The organism is Sphaerisporangium rhizosphaerae (assembly GCF_042665155.1).
Lineage (GTDB): Bacteria > Actinomycetota > Actinomycetes > Streptosporangiales > Streptosporangiaceae > Sphaerisporangium > Sphaerisporangium rhizosphaerae.
Genome location: NZ_JBHTCG010000004.1, coordinates 19,257 through 37,821 on the forward strand (window position 1 = coordinate 19,257; position 18,565 = coordinate 37,821).

Annotated in this window: 13 protein-coding genes; 8 read left to right on the forward strand and 5 right to left on the reverse strand. The window is 66.9% G+C overall.

What is annotated here, in order from left to right; genetic code table 11:
- Nucleotides 1-123: 123 nt before the first annotated feature.
- From pglW to ACFQSB_RS07330, 7 genes are all read left to right on the forward strand, one after another.
- Nucleotides 124-4,467 (forward strand): BREX system serine/threonine kinase PglW, encoded by a 4,344-nt coding sequence (gene pglW, locus ACFQSB_RS07300; protein WP_380825098.1) that lies wholly within the window; start codon nucleotides 124-126, stop codon nucleotides 4,465-4,467.
- Nucleotides 4,464-8,324, forward strand: coding sequence for a BREX-2 system adenine-specific DNA-methyltransferase PglX (gene pglX, locus ACFQSB_RS07305; RefSeq protein WP_380825099.1), 3,861 nt, complete (start codon nucleotides 4,464-4,466; stop codon nucleotides 8,322-8,324). The genes pglW and pglX overlap by 4 nt, the downstream gene beginning before the upstream one ends.
- Nucleotides 8,325-8,435: 111 nt before the next feature.
- Nucleotides 8,436-9,191: a TauD/TfdA family dioxygenase gene (locus tag ACFQSB_RS07310; protein WP_380825101.1), complete on the forward strand. Its 756-nt coding sequence runs from the start codon at nucleotides 8,436-8,438 to the stop codon at nucleotides 9,189-9,191.
- A 29-nt stretch (nucleotides 9,192-9,220) separates the two neighbouring features.
- Entirely contained in the window at nucleotides 9,221-10,183 is a 963-nt protein-coding gene (locus tag ACFQSB_RS07315; protein ID WP_380825102.1) for a hypothetical protein, read from the forward strand.
- A 7-nt stretch (nucleotides 10,184-10,190) separates the two neighbouring features.
- Nucleotides 10,191-11,021 (forward strand): protein phosphatase 2C domain-containing protein, encoded by an 831-nt coding sequence (locus ACFQSB_RS07320; RefSeq protein WP_380825103.1) that lies wholly within the window; start codon nucleotides 10,191-10,193, stop codon nucleotides 11,019-11,021.
- 35 nt (nucleotides 11,022-11,056) lie between these two features.
- Nucleotides 11,057-11,491 carry an NUDIX domain-containing protein gene (locus ACFQSB_RS07325; RefSeq protein WP_380825105.1) on the forward strand — a complete coding sequence of 145 codons (435 nt, stop codon included), beginning with the start codon at nucleotides 11,057-11,059 and terminating at the stop codon, nucleotides 11,489-11,491.
- A 132-nt stretch (nucleotides 11,492-11,623) separates the two neighbouring features.
- The gene (locus tag ACFQSB_RS07330; RefSeq protein ID WP_380825106.1) at nucleotides 11,624-13,009 is read left to right on the forward strand and encodes a serine/threonine-protein kinase; all 1,386 of its coding nucleotides are present in this window, start codon (nucleotides 11,624-11,626) and stop codon (nucleotides 13,007-13,009) included.
- Nucleotides 13,010-13,095: 86 nt separating this feature from the next.
- Here the strand turns inward: ACFQSB_RS07330 and ACFQSB_RS07335 are convergent, their stop codons facing one another.
- Together ACFQSB_RS07335 and ACFQSB_RS07340 are read right to left on the reverse strand one after the other, a co-directional pair.
- Nucleotides 13,096-13,308 (reverse strand): DUF397 domain-containing protein, encoded by a 213-nt coding sequence (locus ACFQSB_RS07335; RefSeq protein WP_380825107.1) that lies wholly within the window; start codon nucleotides 13,306-13,308, stop codon nucleotides 13,096-13,098.
- Complete coding sequence (locus ACFQSB_RS07340; protein ID WP_380825108.1) at nucleotides 13,299-14,276, reverse strand: helix-turn-helix domain-containing protein; 978 nt, start codon at nucleotides 14,274-14,276, stop codon at nucleotides 13,299-13,301. The genes ACFQSB_RS07335 and ACFQSB_RS07340 overlap by 10 nt, the downstream gene beginning before the upstream one ends.
- Nucleotides 14,277-15,371: 1,095 nt before the next feature.
- Here ACFQSB_RS07340 and ACFQSB_RS07345 point away from each other — a divergent pair.
- The gene (locus ACFQSB_RS07345) at nucleotides 15,372-16,190 is read left to right on the forward strand and encodes an ATP-binding protein (RefSeq protein WP_380825109.1); all 819 of its coding nucleotides are present in this window, start codon (nucleotides 15,372-15,374) and stop codon (nucleotides 16,188-16,190) included.
- A 15-nt stretch (nucleotides 16,191-16,205) separates the two neighbouring features.
- On the opposite strand, the gene ACFQSB_RS07350 is transcribed toward ACFQSB_RS07345, so the two are convergent.
- The 3 genes from ACFQSB_RS07350 to ACFQSB_RS07360 form a co-directional block, all read right to left on the reverse strand.
- On the reverse strand, nucleotides 16,206-16,532 hold the full coding sequence (locus ACFQSB_RS07350; protein ID WP_380825110.1) for a cold-shock protein: 327 nt from the start codon (nucleotides 16,530-16,532) through the stop codon (nucleotides 16,206-16,208).
- 76 nt (nucleotides 16,533-16,608) lie between these two features.
- Nucleotides 16,609-17,283 carry an RloB family protein gene (locus ACFQSB_RS07355; protein WP_380825111.1) on the reverse strand — a complete coding sequence of 225 codons (675 nt, stop codon included), beginning with the start codon at nucleotides 17,281-17,283 and terminating at the stop codon, nucleotides 16,609-16,611.
- Nucleotides 17,174-18,472, reverse strand: coding sequence for an AAA family ATPase (locus ACFQSB_RS07360; protein ID WP_380825113.1), 1,299 nt, complete (start codon nucleotides 18,470-18,472; stop codon nucleotides 17,174-17,176). Before ACFQSB_RS07360 ends, ACFQSB_RS07355 begins: the two co-directional genes overlap by 110 nt.
- Between the last annotated feature and the right edge of the window lie 93 nt (nucleotides 18,473-18,565).

An 18,565-nucleotide genomic window follows, 5' to 3' on the forward strand; every position in this document is an offset into this window, starting at 1 on the left:
CATTTCTGACAATGAAGCCATTGTGAGCCGCCCGTTATCGGAGCGCTCGCGAACCTTCCAGTCAGCGACCTATTCTGGCCCGGAAACCACGCAGCAGCCCCCCACTGCACTGGAGATCCGGACGTGCGCGAAGGCCGTTGGACCACGATCACGCCTTCCCAGTACCAGCATGAGCGCGAAGCCCTGGAGCACGTGCGCACGGCCCTGCCTGACGCCGAGCCTTATCGCGCCTGGTCGAATTTCACCTTCACCGCCAACACCGGCCATGTCCGCGAGGTCGATCTGTTCGTGGCCGCACCCGGCGGCCTTTTCCTGATAGAGATCAAGAGTCTGCACGGCCGGCTGAGCGCCAGCGGCGCCAACTGGGTGCAGACCACCGGCAGCAATACTCGCTATTTCGACAATCCACTACATCTCGCCGATTCCAAGGCAAAGCAGCTCAAATCGCTCTTACAGCGGGCGGCGGGGCATCGAGGGCGCATTCCCTACATCCACGCCGCCGTCTTCCTGTCGGTGCCCTCGCTCGACGTCGACCTGCCCGACCATCACCGCAACGGCGTGTACGGCCCGGAGAACGGCCGGTTGCCGCGTGTGCTGTCCGACCTCCTCCTGCCGGCCCCCCAGGACCAGCGCAACCGCATCACTCCCGAGTTCTCCCGCCGGCTCGACGGATGGCTGCGCACGGTGGGCATCGCCAAGAGCCGTTCCCATCTCCAGGTGGGCGCCTGGGAGCTCGAACCGCGGCCCTTCGACGTCGGCCCCACCTGGGAAGACCATCTGGCCGCGCACAACCAGATCCCGGCCGAGAAGCGCCGCATTCGCATCTACCTGGTCGAGCGGAACGCCGATGAGGACATGCGGGCCAGCATCGGCCGCGCCGCCCGCCGCGAGGTGCTGGCCCTGCACGGCATCAGCCACCCCGGCATCGTGCGCGTGGACACCATGGAGCAGCACGAGGCGGGCCCCGCGCTGATCTTCCGGCATGACCCTCGCGCCATGCGCCTGGACCACTACGTCGGCGAGTACGGCGGCCGGCTCGACCTGCTGACCCGGCTGGGGCTGATCCGCCAGCTCGCCGAGGCGGTGTCCTACGCGCACCGCAGGCACCTGCACCACCGTGCTCTGTCCGCGCGCAGCGTGCTGGTCACCCCGAGCCGGGCACCGAAGGGAGCTCCCGAGCAGGGCTGGCTCAACCCTCAGCTCCAGATCAGCGACTGGCAGGCCGCCACGCGCGGGGAGGACACCGACGGCACCGCCCTGCGGATGAGCTCCAGCAGCCATGCCGGCCACCACATGGAGGCCTCCGCCCAGGCGTACCTCGCCCCTGAGCTCAACGCGCCGAGCCCCGACCCCGTGGCGCTCGACGTGTTCGGCCTCGGCACTCTCTCCTATCTGCTCCTCACGGGACAACCCCCCGGCGACCGGCGCGCCGAGCTGCTGGCCCGCCTGTCCAAGGAGAACGGCCTGCGCCCCTCCACGGTCGCCGACTCGGTGACCGAGTTCATGGACGAGCTGGTCCAGGCGGCCACCGCTCCGGTGCCGACGCAGCGGCTCACCAGCGTGGCGGAGTTCCTGGAGATGCTGGAGCTCGTCGAGGAGGAGGCGACCGCCCCCGAGACGGTCCACCCGGCCGGCGACCGCGACGACGAGCTCGACCCGCTGGACGCCCGGCCGGGTGACACCCTCGACGACGAGTGGCGGGTCGAGAAGCGCCTCGGCACCGGCTCCACTTCCCGTGCCCTGCTCGTGGAGAACCTGCAGACCGGCAGGTTCGAGGTGCTCAAGGTCGCCCTGTCGGACGAGAAGGCCGCGCGGCTGGACCACGAGGCGTCGGTCCTGCGCGATCTGCGTGACGACTCGCGGGTCATCAAGCTGATCCGCCCGGAGCCGATCCGCGTGGGCGGGCGCACCTGCATCGTGCTGGAGCACGCCGGGGAGCACACCGTCGCCCGGAAGATCCGCGAGCAGGGCGCACTGACGCCGGACGAGCTGGAGACCTACAGCGACTACCTGTTCGGCGCGGTGGACTTCCTGGAGGGCGAGGGCGTCACCCACCGCGACATCAAACCCGACAACATCGCGATCAGGGTCCGGCCCAACCGGACGCGCCAGCTCGTCCTGTTCGACTTCTCGCTGGCCGGCATCTCGGTCAAAGAGATCGAGGCGGGCACGCCCCACTACCTGGACCCGTTCCTCGGCACGGCGAGACGCACCGTGTACGACGCGCACGCCGAGCGGTACGCCCTGGCGGTGACCCTGCACGAGATGGCCTCCGGAGAGCTTCCGGTGTGGGGGGACGGCGCGACCGAGCCCCGGTACACGGAAGGGCCGCCGACGCTGGCCGCCGAAGCGTTCGACCCTGCCGTACGAGACGGGCTGGTCGAGTTCTTCCTCCGCGCGCTGCACCGCGACGCGCGCCGGCGGTTCGAGTCGTTGAAGGACATGCGCAACGCCTGGCTGCAGGTGTTCCGCCGCTCGGACGCCTCGCCCCCGGTGCCTTCCGGGCATCCGGGCGACCTGCCCGCCGAGGACGTCACCGCCGAGGAGGCGCGCGACGCCGCCGCCCTTTCCGCCACCCGCACCACCGTCCTTGAGACGGCCGGCCTGAGCCCGCGGGCGGTGTCGACCGCGCACCGGCTGGGCGCGACGACCGTCGGCGACCTGCTCGCCCTGCCCTCCAAGACCCTCATGAGCCTTCCCGGGCTCGGCGCCAAGACGCGTCAGGAACTGCAGCGCCGCATCCGCGACTGGAGGCTCAGGCTCGACGAGAGCGAGCCGATCACCTCAGGGGAGAAGGCCGCCGCCCGAGAGGAGGCCGCGTCGGCGACCCGCGGAGACGACGCGGCCGCCCACGCGCGCATCGGACTGGACACGATCGCCGCCCTGCTGGTGCCCGACCGGCACAGCAACGACCGCAACGCCAACGAGGTGGAGGCGACGCGGCTGCTGCTGGGGCTTCCCGACGCGAGCGGTGCACTGCCCGGCCTGCCGCCCTGGCCCCAACAGCCCGTCGTCGCCGCGACCGTCGGCGTCACACCCGGCCGGGTCGCCCAGGTGCTGAGCCGGCAGCGCGCCCGATGGCACGCCGAGCGGGTGGTGCACAGTGTCCGCGCCGAGATCCTCCGCCTTCTCGCCGAGAGCGGCCGGGTCATGGCGGTGGGCGAGCTGGCCGACGCCGTGCTCGCCGCGCGTGGCTCCCGCCGCACCGACCCGCGGCTGCGCCGTGCCCTGGCCCTGGCGGCCGTACGGGCGGCGGCGGAGGTGGACCCGATCGTGCAGGAGCCGGAGGAGCCGCGGCTCCTGCTGCGCCGCCATGGCGACCTGCTCATGGTCGCGCTGGAGGTCGGCGCGGACGACTCGCCCGACACCCCGGCCGCTCCAGCGCTGCTCGACTACGCCGACGCCCTGGGCAAGGCCGCCGATCGGCTCGCCGCCCAGGAGGTGCTGCCCACCTCGGCCACCGTGCTGCGCGAACTGCGCGCGGTGGCCGTCCCCGAGCAGGCGCCGGCGCTGGAGGACCGGCGCCTGGTCCAGCTCGCCGCCGCCGCCTCGCAGCGGGCGGCGGCCACCTCCCGGCTGGAGATCTACCCGCGTGACCTGGACCCGGTGCGGGCGCTGCGGCTCACCCAGGCGGGCGTGGTCCCGTTCGCGCCCGGCGGAGGGCCGGGCGGCCTGCGTCCCGAGCAGGTTCACGAGCGGGTACGGGCCCGCTTCCCCGCTCTGGCCCCCCTGCCCGGCCATCCCCGGCTGGACACGCTGCTGCGGGACGCCGGCTTCGACGTCAGGTGGCGGGACGGCCGGTACGTCCGCCCGCAGTCCCCGGACTCGGTGTCCGGCACGGTCATCCGCCGCCGGTCGACCCGCAGCAGCGCCTCGCGGTGGACGGCGGCGACCCCTGAACTGGCCGAGGCGCTCCGCGCCGAGGAGCGGCTGGTGTCGGCCCGGCGGGGCGGTTTCCGCGCCCTGACCGTCGGCATGGCCCGCTACGAACGGGCACGGCGCGAGCTGGCCACGCGCTTCGGCGTCCGCCCGGTCAACGTGTCGGCGCTGTTCGTCGCGGCGCTGCATGAGCTGATCGACCCCCGGCCGCTGCCGAAGTGGGAGACGATCCTCGGGGCCGACCTCGCCGAACCGGGCAGCCGCGGTGCGCTGAAGCTCGCCGAGTACGCCCGGGAGGCGTGGACGCTCATCGGCCCCCGCGTCGAGGCGGAACGCTCCGGTGGTCCGCTGCTGCTGCACGACGCCGCTCCGCTGGCCCGCTACGACGGGCTGAACCTCCTGCGCCGCCTCGCCGAACAGGCGAGGGGCGGCGGCGCGCCGGTCTGGCTGTTGTGCCCGATGACCGATCCCGGCCGCTCGCCGAGCCTGGACGGGGCGCTGACCCCCGCCCAGTTGCCCAACGAGTGGATCAAGCTGCCTGACGCCTGGGTGGCCAACGAGCACCGAAGTGGAGCGCGAGCGTCGTGATCGACCGCAAGGCACTGCTGGCCGACCTCCAGAAGCAGGTCAAGGCGCTGGAGAAGGACCTTCGCGGTCAGGCGGAGACGGCCACCGAGATCACCGCCTCGAACGGCGCCGCCGCCCCGGCGCGCAAAGTCCGCGACCGGCTGCACGCCGAGTACGACCTGGCGTTCAAACTCGGACGCACGGCCGCCACCTGGACCGCCTGGCGCGACGAGCGGGTGACCCAGGCCGCGGCGGCGTGGGTGCTCGGCACGGTGTTCGTCCGTTTCTGCGAGGACAACGGGCTGCTGACCTCGCCCTACCTCGCCGGCCCCTCCACCGAGCGCATGGTGCTCGCCGAGGAGGCGCAGGAGGAGTTCTTCCGGGTCAACCCGGCCGAGACGGACCGGGGGTGGCTGCTCGCGGCGTTCGGCGAGATCGGCGGCTCCCAGGCGGGCGCGCTGCTGTTCGACCGCAAGCACAACCCGCTGTACCAGATCCCCGTCTCGCACGACGCCGCGAAGGAACTGATCGCCTTCTGGCGGCGGCGCGGCGAGGACGGGCGGCTCGTCCACGACTTCGTGTCAGATGACTGGGACACCCGTTTTCTCGGCGACCTGTACCAGGATCTCTCCGAGGCGGCGCGCAAGACGTACGCGCTGCTGCAGACGCCGGAGTTCGTCGAGGAGTTCATCCTGGACTACACCCTCACCCCGGCCATCGCCGAGTTCGGTCACGAAGAGCTCCGCATGATCGACCCGACGTGCGGCTCCGGCCACTTCGTCCTGGGCGCCTTCCACCGGCTGCTGGCCGAGTGGGTACGGCACGCTCCCACCCGCGACGCCCGCGAGCTGGTCAGGCTCGCCCTCAAATCGGTCCACGGCGTCGACCTGAACCCGTTCGCCATCGCGATCGCCCGCTTCCGCCTGTTCATCGCGGCCCTGAAAGCCTCCGGCTTCACCACGCTGGACGAGGCCAAGCCCTACGAGTTCCCCCTCAACCTCGCCATCGGCGACTCCCTAATCAAAGCCCGCCAACTGGCCATCCCAGGCATGGAATCCGAAGCCGCCGTCCTCAGAGGAGCCACCGACCAAGGCGCCCTGTTCACAACTCCCAACGAACAAGGCGACCTCTTCGCCCAATCAGAAGAACCGGTCGAGCCCACCCCCAGGGATGAACTCGCCGAATTCGCCTACGACACCGAGGATGTCCACAGCTTTCCTAGAATCCTCACAACCGGCACCTATCATGTCGTAGTTGGGAACCCGCCATATATCACCGTTAAGGACAAGAAGCTCAACGATCTTTATCGGGAGCTGTACGACGCCTGCTCGGGCCAGTACGCGCTTTCAATCCCATTCGCTCAGCGTTTCTTCGAACTTGCCTGCACATCTGACGAAGATGGCCGTAACGCTGGATATGTTGGGCAAATTACCGCCAATTCATTCATGAAGCGGGAGTTCGGTAGGAAGTTCATTGAACAGTACCTTGCCCACGATATTGAGCTAAGCCACGTAATTGATACATCCGGAGCATACATTCCCGGCCACGGTACTCCAACTATCGTGCTTTTCGGGAAGAACAAGAGATGGAAGAGAGCTCCTACAATACGTGCGGTCCTAGGCATCCGAGGCGAGCCTGGACCTCCACAGGATCCAAGCCAGGGTCATGTATGGCAAGCAATTACCAGCCAAGTTAACAAGCCTGGATCGAGTAGCGTTTGGCTCAGCGTAAGTGATATTCCCCGGCGAAAGCTAGCCACCTACCCTTGGAGCCTCGCGGGCGGAGGAGCCGCCGAAGCCAAGGAGTCGATCGAATCCGGAGCAGTTCAGCGGCTCGAGACTAAGGCTGCTACGGGGGTCGCCACTACCACAGGCGATGATGAAGCATTCCTAGTCCCCGGGCACTTCAAGAAGAGATTTCCGGACTTACCCACAAGTACCATCATAGAAGGAGATGAAGTTCGCGACTACACGATCAGCGAAAACACACTAACTGTCTGGCCATACACCAACAACCTGGAGACCTTGTCGCTTACGACGAGCTTACTAAAGTGGTTTTGGCCCAACCGACGCAGCCTACAGAGGCGCAAGCGCTTCAGTGTGGCAATCGAAAATATCGAGCAGATTGCCTGGTATGAATACAGGGAACTCTACCGAAGCAAACTTGACACACCAGAGCTGATCGCTTTCTCTACCGTAGCAACACATAATCATTTTGTCTTCAGCGGCGAGAAGAGAGTATTCAATCGTCACGCACCGGTCATCAAGCTCCGCACTCGCGCCATCCGCGACCAGCATCTAGAGCTCACAGCCATACTAAACAGCTCTACAGCATGCTTCTGGCTCAAGCAGGTAAGTCACGATAAAGGAAGCCAAGGCGTCAACGAAGGCTTCAAGTCTCAAGAATGGGAACGTTTTTACGAGTTCACAGGAACTAAGCTCCGCAGCTTCCCTCTCCCAGCTAAGCTGCCGCTCAATAGAGGCTCATACATGGCCGAAATTGCACAGCAGCTCTTGTCAGTAAGCCCCAGTAACATGAAAGCGCAGATAGTACCCAATCATGAAGGGCTGAGACTAGTCCGTAACGAGTGGCATTCTCTTCGACTGCAGATGATCACTCTGCAAGAGGAGTTGGACTGGGAGGTTTATTCGCTTTATGGCCTGTTGGATGAGGAGCTGACGGCGCCGGTGGAGGTTGTGCCGGAGTTGAGGCTGGGGGAGCGGGCGTTCGAGATCGTGTTGGCGCGGAGGATGGCGCGGGGCGAGGTTGAGACGCAGTGGTTCGCTCGGCATGGCTCCACGCCGATCACCGAGTTGCCGGAGCACTGGGCGCCCGAGTACAAGGCCGTGGTGGAGAGGCGCATCGCTCTCATCGAGACCGATCGGAACATCGGCCTCATCGAGCGGCCGGAGTACAAGCGGCGCTGGGCCACGGAAGGCTGGGATTCGCTCCAAGCGAAGGCGCTCCGCAGTTGGTTGCTGGATCGGTGTGAGGCGCGGGAGTTGTGGTTCCACGATGTGGACGGGATTCCGGACCAGCCGCGGATGCTCAGCACGGCACAGCTCGCGGACCTGCTGCGGCCGGACGCCGACTTCGTGTCGGTCGCCGAGCTGTACGCCCCTGGCAAGGAGCTGGACAAGGTCGTTGCCGAGCTGGTGGCGGACGAGCACGTCCCCTACCTGGCTCAGCTCCGCTACAAGGACTCCGGCCTGGACAAGCGCGCCGACTGGGAGGACGTCTGGGACCGGCAGCGTCACGAGGACGCCGCGCAGTCCGTCGCGGACGCCGCCAAGGAGGCGGCCGACCAGCAGCGGAAGATCGCCGAGGCCGCGCAGAAGTCGGGAGACGAGACGGCGGCCAAGCACGCTTTCGACGAGTGGGCCGAGCTGGACGCCAGGTACCGCGCGTTGGAGGCGGAGGTCGAGAGGATCCGTAACGCGATCCCGGTGCCACCCAAGTACGGCTCCGGCGACTTCCTGAAGAACTCGTACTGGCGTAACCGCGGCAAGCTGGACGTCGCCAAGGAGCGGTTCATCTCCTACCCCCATGCGAGCCGGGACGGCGACCCCACGCTGCTGCTGGGCTGGGCGGGCTGGGACCACCGCGAGCAGGCCCAGGCCCTCGCTACGGCCATCGTCGATCGGGAGCAGAACCACGGCTGGCAGGCGGACCGGCTGGCCCCTCTGCTGGCCGGGCTCCGCGAGGTGCTGCCGTGGGTCCGTCAGTGGCACGACGACTTCGACCCGCACTACAGCGGCACCCCGGCGGACGTCTACGAAGGCTTCCTGAACCAGACCCGCGACCGGCTCAATCTCGGCGACGACGACCTCACCGCCTGGCGTCCTCCGAAAACCAGCCGGACCCGCCGGAGCGCATAACTGACAATGCATCCCTTATTACCTCGCCGCTCTGGAGAAGGCAGCGGAATATGGGGTCTACTTGACCTGGACCCTGCCAATCCGGCTCTCTTCCATGGCGAAGGGTGCGACATGAGACTGTTGACGCCCGACGGGAGGCGACTCGGCAGCGCGGAGGCCAGAGAGAGACTCGCCGAAACCGGCGTCCTATTACTCGATCAAGCCACCGTAGAAGAGGTCAGGTCCTTTTTGTACGATTGGACCGAACCGTATCCACACCCTCACGAGAACAGCCCTGGCATCACCATCATCGAGCCCACCGATACAAGCGGCGAAAAGAACGGCAGAGGTTTCACAAGAGAGCCTCTGCCACTGCACACCGACCGGGCTCACACCAGAGCGCAGCCGACCATAGTGGGCTGCCTCTCTGTCGAACACGCCTGCCAGGGAGGCCAGTCACTCCTTCTGGACGGCGCCCGCGCCATCCGCGAGGCCAAGGAGAAGAGGCTGCTCGCCGACGCCGGCAACGTCGTGCTCCTGGCTCCGGGGCACCCGTGGCTGCCCGTCATCAAGTTCAGCGGCGACTCCGACCTCTGGCGGATCAGGTACCGGAGCGACGCGCTGGCTCGTCCTCATGCGGCGACGCTCGCGGCCAAGCCTCTGCTGCGTCTGCTCCGCACGTTGCCGGCACCCGCCGACCATGCCTTCGTCCACGGCCAGGGCTATCTGATCCACAACCTGCGGATGCTGCACGGCCGCAGAGCGTTCATCGGGGATCGCAGGGCGGTGAGGCTCCTGGCCACCGTGACCCGGTCGTCCGAGTACGCCTATCTGAACGAAGGCTTCCGATTACCGGCGGAGTATGGCTCCGACGAGACCAGAGGTTGAGGGTGCGCAATTCTCGGCAGTACAGCCAGGTGATCCAGCACCTGCAGGCCCTTCCCGGACAGACTTCCGCGGAGTTCCCGCAGGCCATCCGCCAGGTCGTCGAACAGATCCCCGACCCGGAGGAGACGCTGCGCGGCATCTTGGGGCTGCCTCGGGTCGACCACTCCATCCGCTTCTGCGCGCTGTACGGCGTACTGCTCCGCCTGCGCAGAGAGGAACGTCACAGCGAGTACGAGCACACCGTCGTGGCTCATACCAAGCTTTTCGGCAAAGAGCCCTATTTTCCCACTTTCCTGGCCATAATCGAGCGCAATCGGGGCGATGTGGCCAGCCTCCGGAAAGCCGTCGAATATTCTCGCCGGGCGGCACGGGACATGCCGGATGTCGCCGGGGTCGTGCATCAACTGGCCGCCTTCATGGCAGAGTACCTTGAGCGGAGAGAGGAATCTCCGACGGCCAAAGACCTTGAAGAGGCCGAGCGTTGTGCAGACTCGGCCATAACATCCACTAACGGGAGGATCGCACATTATCACGAGACAAAGGCGCGCATTCTCGCACTTCGCCGTGAATTCGACTCGGCTCGCATATCCGTGACCCGGGCGATAGAGCTGGAGCCTCGCCAGGCCCGCGATTACCACCGGCGGCTGATGCAATATCAGACCACACGCATGCGCATCGACATGATGGAGCAGCAGGCGCGATGGCACGAGATGCAAGAGAGCAACAAGCGAGAGCTGACCGAGTTCAAGAACCAGCAACTACAGCTTCTGGGGCTGCTCGCGGCTGTGGTCGCTCTGATCGCGGCCGGGGCGAACATCGCGAGCCAGAGCAAGCCTTCGGACGGAGTTCTGCTCATCGAGGTGATGGCCGGAGCGGTCGTCATCGTGTTCTCGGCGTTCTCCCTGATGGCGGCGCGGTCACTCTGGCGCGTTCTGGTCGGCTTCGCAGCGGGTCTCGCTCTCATCTTGATCCCGCACATCTTCGGACGGTGACACCACAGTGAAGGTGCTCGACATCACCGGGAGCCCTGGCTCGCGCACGAAGCCGACCGAGGACAGAGCCGGCTCGTCGGGGAATCTGGGGTGGGTCATCGACGGCGCGACCGACTTCACCAACGAACGAACCCTCCCCGGCAGCTCGAATGTCCAGTGGCTGGTGGACGTGGTGGACCGCGGTCTGCGCGAGCTGGGCGCACTGAACAAGTTCACGAAGGTCGCCGATGTCTTCGACCGGCTCGGTGAGACGGTTCGCGCCGAGCTGGCCTCTGTCGCTCCCTCCGGCCTGCGTCATCATCCCTGCTGCTCGATCGGGCTGGCGGTCTTCGACGACGGTTCTGTGGAGCTGGGCCGCATCGGTGACGCCGTGCTGGTGGCCTACGCGGGAGACCTCGTGGAACAACAGGTCAGCACCGATTTCTTCGATCGACGTGAAGCACGAGCCGTGCGGCAGTCGAGGTCTGCCCGGCAGACGAAGGAAGAGATCGTGGCCGCCATGTTCTCCCGGCGCATGGAGTACATCACAGGCGTCCATCCGGAATCGGTCTTCTCAGGGCATCCGGCGGGAGTTTTCCACGTCCATCGGCACACCATGCCGCTGCAGCTCGCTGAGACGGTTTTGATCTGCACGGACGGATTCGCCCGAGCCGTTGACGACTACCGGCTGTTCCCCGACTGGCAGGAGCTCGGCCGCTATGCGCGCCATGCCGGCCTGGAGGGCGTCACCCGGCTGATCAGGCGGCACGAGGCATCTTCGGCTGGCCTGCCAGGTGAGAAATTCAAGAGCGCTGACGATGTGGCGGCCATTCTGTTGGACAGCGAGAGCAGGAGATGAACATGGACGGCCCTGACCGCCTCCGTAGTGATGGCATGCCCGAGTACCTTGTCGAGCGGAACCCCGGGTACTACGAGTACCAACTGCCGATCTCGGTGAAACTGGTGATCGACATGGGCGGGCAGATCCCGCTGCTCATGAATGAACGGGATGAGTGGGAACTGCCGGGCGGGAAACTCGAAGTCGGTGAGACGCCAGAGGTATGCGTCTGCCGTGAGGTCTTCGAGGAGTTGCACCTCACGGTCAGCGTCGAAGAGATCATCGACACCTGGGTGTACGAGATCACCAAACTGCGGCACAGCTTCATCGTGAGCTACGGAACCACCTACAACGGAGACGAAGAGGTGCGCAGCTCGAACGAGCACAAGAAGCTCGGGCTGTTCGCCTACGACGACGTGCCCGCCCTGCGCATGCCCGAGCCCTACAAGCGCACCATCCACACCTGGCAGAAGATCGTCACCCAGCGCTGAGCCGTAGTTCCCCAGGTGCCTTGATCACACGGCGAGCCCACCGTGCGCCGTCCGCCCGGGCCGCCGTGGGCGCTCCTGGATCAAGGAGCGGTAAACTCTCCTGCGCCCAAGCCGGGGAGGTGCGTCACCGACATGCGACCGCTCAGACCTGGGGACCCGCCGCGGGTCGGCGTGTACCGGATACTCGGCTTGCTGGGCGAGGGCGGCCAGGGGGCCGTCTACCGCGGCGAGGCTCCGGACGGCCGGCCCGTGGCCGTCAAGGTGCTCCATGCCCGTTTCAGTGACGACGCCGCCGCGCGGGCGCGTTTCGCCGCCGAACTGGCGCACGCCGGACGGGTCGCGGCCTTCTGCACGGCCCGGGTGCTGGACGCCGAGGTGCAGGGCGACCGGCCGTACATCGTCAGCGAGTTCGTCGAAGGTCCCTCGCTGGCCCAGGTGATCACGGCGGGGAACGCCCCAGCGGGACCCGCGCTGGACAGGCTCGCCATCGCGACGGTGACCGCTCTGGCCGCCATCCACGAGGCGGGCGTCGTTCATCGCGACTTCAAGGCGGCCAACGTCATCATGGGCGCCGACGGGCCGCGGGTCATCGACTTCGGAATCGCCCGCGCGCTGGAGGCCACCGGCACGCTGACGAGCGCGGTCGTCGGCACCCCGGTGTCCATGGCGCCCGAGCAACTCGGCGGCGCCGTGGCCGGGCCGCCGGCCGACGTCTGGGCCTGGGCGTGCACCCTCTCCTACGCCGCGACCGGCGTACTGCCGTTCGGCAACGATTCCATCCCCGCGGTGATGCACCGGATCCTGCACGAGGAGCCGGACCTTCGAGGCCTGAGCGGGCCGATGCGCGGTCTGGTGGCCGCGTGCCTGGCCAAGGACCCGGCTCGCCGGCCCACCGCGCGCGACGTGCTGCTGGCCCTGCTCGGAGGCCAGGGCGCGCCGGTGGCGTCCAAAACCCTGCTCGCCGAGGGCGCCCGAGCGGGGACGGCCGACTCCTCCGCGACCGCCACCTTGACGCCGTCGCAGAAGGGCTCCGTTCTGCGCCGTGTGGTCACCGCCGCGACCGGGGTCGCCGCCGCGGGCCTCGCCGGAGCGACGTTCCTGCCGTGGGCGAGCGTCGGCGTGCTGCAGAAGCCCCTCACCATCACCACGTCCCTCGCGGACGTGTCAGGACTCGCCACCACCTGGGGCATCGGCACGCTGATCATGGCCGTGCTCGCGCTGACCCTCGTGATCGTGGACGGGTTCACCCGCAGCCGGGCCACCGTGTGGGCCACGATCCCGGGCGCGTTGGCGGTGGCCTCGGTCGTCGCCGTCCTGCTGCGCCAGGACGACCTGCACAGCAGGCATCCGAACTTCGGGCTGCTCTCGGTCTCCGAGGCACGCGGCATGGGCATGACCTTCCGCATCACCCTGTCGCACGGCTGGTACGCCGCGCTCGGCCTGTCCGTCGCCTTGATGGTCCTGGCGCTGGCCTCGCTGCTGGGCGGCCACCCGGCGGGGAAGCCGGGCGGCCGGTAGACACCCGATCGTCCGCGCCACCGATCCGTCATCGGCGACGACCTGACGGCAGGGCCCGGCGCGGGACCGTCACCGGGCGCCTGGCGTCAGAAGTCGAACTCGCCCTTCTTGGCGCCGTCGATGAAGGCGTCCCACACGCTCGCGCTCACCACGAACGGCGCCCGCTCCGGAGCCTCGGTATCCCGCAACCCGACCCGCCCCCCAGACAACGGCGCCACCTCCAGGCAGTCACCCCCGTTGGAAGCGCTCCTCGTGGCCTTGCGCCATGCTGCCGTCCGGAGTTCTTCGCTCAACTCCATGCCTTTATCGCCTCTCTGATCCGCTCGATGGAGACATGCTGGGGATGTGCTTCGATCCGTATGGTGTCGTACCTGTTGTGGATGGCTTCGACCTCTTCTGCGCGATTCGTAACGTGCCCATGCGTCGCGGACTCGATATACACCGTGTCCGAGCGTCCCGGAAGTTGGGCGATGACAAAGCCCCCAGCTATCCCGGTGGTGCCGCCCAGCACCATAGGCACCACCTGGATGCTGATCCGCGGGGACTCCACTGCCTCTAGGAGCCTCTCCAATTGCCCTCGCATAACTGTTCGACCACCGATCGGGCGCAGTAGAACGCATTCGTCGATCACCACCCACAGTACGGGCGGCGTGTGGCGCGCCAAGATCGCTTGACGCTCCATACGAGCTTCTAGCTTCTTGGTCACCTCATCCTCGGATATATGCGGTTCGCCGCGAATGACCGCGCGAGCATACTCCTCGATCTGGAGCAATCCTGGGACGACCAGGGGTTGCCATGTGCGAATCGTGTGTGCTTGCTGTTCGACATCCAGCCAGCCATGGAACCACGGTGGACTCGCTTCCCGTGTGAGAAGCGGCCAGAGACGGATCAGGTCACCGTTCACTAGTAGCGCTTCATCGCAGCGCTCTACGAAGTCACGACTCGGGAAGCGCTTGGCTCGCTCAACGAAGCCGACCAAGCTGGCGCTGAAGTTGATTTTGTCCGCTAGATCCTCCTGGGACATAGCGACTCTTTGCCGGTATCTGCGCAGCTCAGAGCCAAAGAAGGCGAGAGGACTGGCGTTGGGGTGAAGCTCGGCGGGCGCGGGCATTCCCTCCTCCATTCGGCAGCGGTCGTACAGCGGTCGTACAGCGCTTGGACTGTGGCTAACACGAAAAGTGTCTCCAGGTTGTACCAACCACTCGACTGCAAAAAGTAGCCACTTAGGAGCAAGCTGTGAAGTGCTTCGGTAAAACCGGGACGCCATCACAGCATGGCGCTCACACACATACACAGGGCCTGAGCGCAAGCAAAGCAAATAGACAGACTTGTCCGGATATGGAGGTGGGAATTGGAGCTCGCGAGCTCAATGCGGCGCTATTGCCCGCAGATAGGCAGCCTGCCAGCGGGACACAGATTTGTCACTATTTGGCAAGCCGTACCCAGTAAGCCGCTGTACGGGCTCGGGGCCGGTTACCCGCCGTAGGACGACGCCGGATTCGTCGACCCACGTCCCGCCGTACCCTCGCCGATCCAGTGCGGTGACCACATACGTTCACCGGACGCGGCTCTCCACCCCCGGCGGCCACGTGCCGCAGTGATCGGCGCCGGGTCGGCGGGTCGTGGTACGGCGATGCCGGCGCCTGCTACGGCGCCCGAGCCGGTGAACGTTCGTGGACAGCGCACTATCAAGCCCTGAGCGCGGGGAGAGGCCGCGCTCGTGCCCCACTCCGGTTCAGTGATCGGCTCGCTGAGCGCGGAACCCCCGAAGGCCGAAACCGGCCTGTGGCTGGACAGCCCGTAAATGAAGCGGGGCTCGCCTCGGCAGTGGAGGCCGGGCAAGCCCCTTGACCGGACGACGGAGGTCCGATCCGATGCAGAACCCTAGTCGAGGGTGCCCTCCCAGCAGGGGGATCCGCGTGATCCGTGTCCGCTGGCACGCTGACGAGCCGCCGATGCCGCTCGGCTGCCGCTGGTGCGGGCACCCGCCGTACGCCCACGAGGCCGCGAGCCTTCCCCACCGTCCACGTCATGAGTGGGAACAGCCGACCACCGCGCAGATCCAGGCCCGGATGGCGGCACGGCGGCGTCTCGGCCTGACGGGCCCGCCCGTCCCTCGGCGGCCCGTACGCCCACTCGTGCCGCCGGACGTCCGACCGCTCACCCTCCCGCACGGCACCGTCGCCGGAGGGTCTGGGCGGCACCGGAGGCCGGAGCCGACACGAACGGCCGGCGGCGGCGGCACGCCGATCAGACCGCAGCCGACACGAACGGCGGGCGGCGGCACGCCGATCAGGCCGCAGCCTCCGGCCGCGCCAGGCGCACGAGATGGGCGGCATGGGCGGCGCAGGGGGGCGGAGGCGTGAGCGGGGACGCGGCCACCCCGGCACCGGCGCGCGGCCGGCACCGGCCGGGGGTGGCGCCCTCGCTTGCCCCCTCGCGGCGCTGGGACGCGCCCGAGCGGGCGGCCGCTCAGCAGTTGGACCAGATGGAGCCCGTCTGGGCGATCTGGTACGGCGTCGGCTCCCGGCGGTTCCACGCCGTCGCCACCTGGCCGTTGCCCGCTCCCCTGGTCTTACAGGCGGGCACAGCCGACGAGTTGCGCGACCTGATGCGCGAGGCCGAACGGGCGGTCCTTTACCACCCCGCCCCCGGCCGCTTCAGCACTCCAGCGGCGGCAGACCGTGTGCGCCGCCCCACCCACCCGGCTCCCCCGAGCCGTCCGACACCTCACGGAGCACCGATGCCACCGACGCGGGATGGCGGTCTGCGTACCGCCTGCTGGGACCTGACCGACGACCTGTCGATGATCGGCGAGGCGCGCCGCGCGGTCAAGGAGACCCTCATCGCCTGGGCGCTGCCCGAACTCGCCGATGATGTCGTTCTAGCCGTCGGGGAGTTGCTCGCGAACGCCGTCTCCTACGGCAAGCCTCCGGTCCGGTTGTCCCTGTGGCTCGGCACCCGCGCCCTGTGCGTCCGCGTGACCGACCACGGCCCCGAACTGCCCCGCCACCTGGACCTCGACGTCGAGGCCGTCCACGGTCGCGGTCTCACCATCGTCGACGCTCTCGCCGACGACAGCGGCGTCACCCCGTTCCCCGACGAGAGGGGCAAAGGCAAGACGGTCTGGTGCCGCTGGCATCTGACCGCCCCGGCGGCGGACACCTCCCACGCCGGCTGACACTCACCACTGCGCCTACTGGTCGAAATCGATCCGCAGGTGGCTGGTGTACGCGCCTCCGTCATCACGACGCCCGCCGGCCGCGCCCGGCCGACCCGACTTCAGGTCATCCCCTGTGAAGATCTCGATCGTGCGGAAGTCGAAGCCGTCCTGCCGGGCCCGCTCCCAGGTGAACCGGACCGGCTGTCCGGGACGGAGTGATCGGTATCCCTCTCCCACGATCATGGAAAAGTGGGCGAAAACGTCGCCGGGAAGATCTGCGGACCGGAGGTAGCCCCAGCCCTCTTCGTCACTCCACTCGACCACCACTCCGGTGGCGACCGAACCCGGCTCCACGCCCATCACAGATCTCCTCACTCGCCCAGTTGACGGAGTTACGGACCGGCCACCACAACGATGACCGGCCAGGCAGCCGTCATCACTTGGACGCGGCTCCGCATCGCAGGCTCTCGACGAGTCGCCAGACGCTCGTCGAGGGATTCTTCAGTGGATCATCGTCATCGGGGTGGAGCTTACGCGCCCGCCGGCAGGCGGTCTCCACCCCATGCGCGAAGTCGGCGTACTTCGTCGCGCCCTCACTCCACGTGGGCACGACGTCTTTGAGCAGCTTCTTGGCACTCTCGGCGGACTGGAACGGTTTCCCGTGGTCGACATGGTGCAGGAGCAGCCATAACTCGAAGCACGGAGTCGACAGGGCGAGGCGGACCTCGCAGTTCTCCGCCGCCCGCACCATCTCTCTCGTAAGCGATTGGTCCAACTCGGTGTCGACCACGCACCAGACGGCGTCGTACTCGTCGGATACACACTTGGCCGCTTCCCGCACCACAGCCCGGTGGCCGCCCTTCGGGATGTTCACCGCGAGATTCGGGCCATGCCGAGATCTCATGCCCGTGAAGTAGTCTTTCTCGGTCTTTCCCTCGCACAGGATCAGAAAGCTGGAACGTTCCGTCCGGACTCCACGCCTGTTCCGCTTCAGATCTGTCTCAGTGCTGACCTTCCCGGTCTTGCGCTCCCGAGGAACCATCGTCCCTTTCCCCACGCGTTGCCAGAGCCGCGGCAAAGAGATCGTCATCGACGATCGGGACAGCACCATAGCGTCCGGCGAGGTATCTCCGCGCCCGGTTCTCGTCCCGGCGGGGCTCGAACTCTGACAATGAGAACAATTCGGTCTCGCCATATTCGTTCTTCTCGGTGAACCAAATATGGTCGCGGTCGAGTACCTCTTCACCCTGAATACGGCCGAGCAACGTCACGTCATGGCTGGTGAAGATCAGTTGAGCATCGTGGGGATTGGTGGACCGGTCACTGAACAGACGGATGAGCTGCGCCGACAGATAAGGATGCAGACTAGAGTCCAGCTCGTCCACGATGAGAGGAAGTCCCAGGTCCAATGCCCGGAAGACGGGTATGCCGATCTCGTAGAGAGCGCGCGTCCCGAGAGACTGGTCTTCGAGCCTCAGGGAGAACGCGCCCGTCTCGCCTCTGTGTCTGAAGACCAGATACTTGCGAGGTTTCACAAGGTACCGGCCGTCCAGTTCCAAGTCGGCGACTCGTTTCGCCAGCTCGGCGTCCGTCTCCGTGATCACCTCGGCCGTTTCGATACCCGTGTCCGCGGCCCGCAGGAGTGCCGTGAGTCGTTCGATGTAGCCCCGACGCCCAAGGGCCGCCACGGTCAGCCCGGCGCCATACGATGGGCGTCCCGTCGCGGGCCTTCGGTCGAGCACACCGGCGAACCAGTCGTAGACCGGCCGGACGAGTCCCTGCTTCGACCGCGCGGCCACGGACAGGAACAGAACGTTCGACTCCGTGATCCCCTCCACCTGTCGCATGGAATCCGGAGAATGATCGCCGTAGGAGTACACGTCCTCAGTGCGGTGAAAAATCGTATGTTTCTGCTTCTGCGGATAGCTGTACATCCACTCTTCGACCACCTGCTCGTCGTCCACAGAGAAGCCGTACGTGTGCCTGACTCCTTCAAGAAGGAGATCGATCGCGTAGGTGGATGGGATCTCGCGCGCGGCGTGCGCCAGAGCGAAAGGGTGACGTTGGATCCCGGCACCGGGTTCACTCTCACGCAGAGAGCCTTGCACAAGGTCGCGCATGTAGAGCATGGCGTCGATGACATTGGACTTGCCCGAGGCATTGGGGCCGAAGATGCCGAGCACCCGAGCGGCTTTCCCGTCGACGTCAGCCGGACCATCGGCACTGAGGCCGGGGGTGAGCAGCAACTGTTGCTCACTGCGTAGCGATCGATGGTTGGCCACGCGGAAACTCAGCAACATAGGACCGCCGTCCCCTTCCCTGCCAGCCCTCTACCCTCGTCTCTGTGAAGAAACCGCGTGAACGGGCGTTGGCAACTGTACGGGATCAAGGAG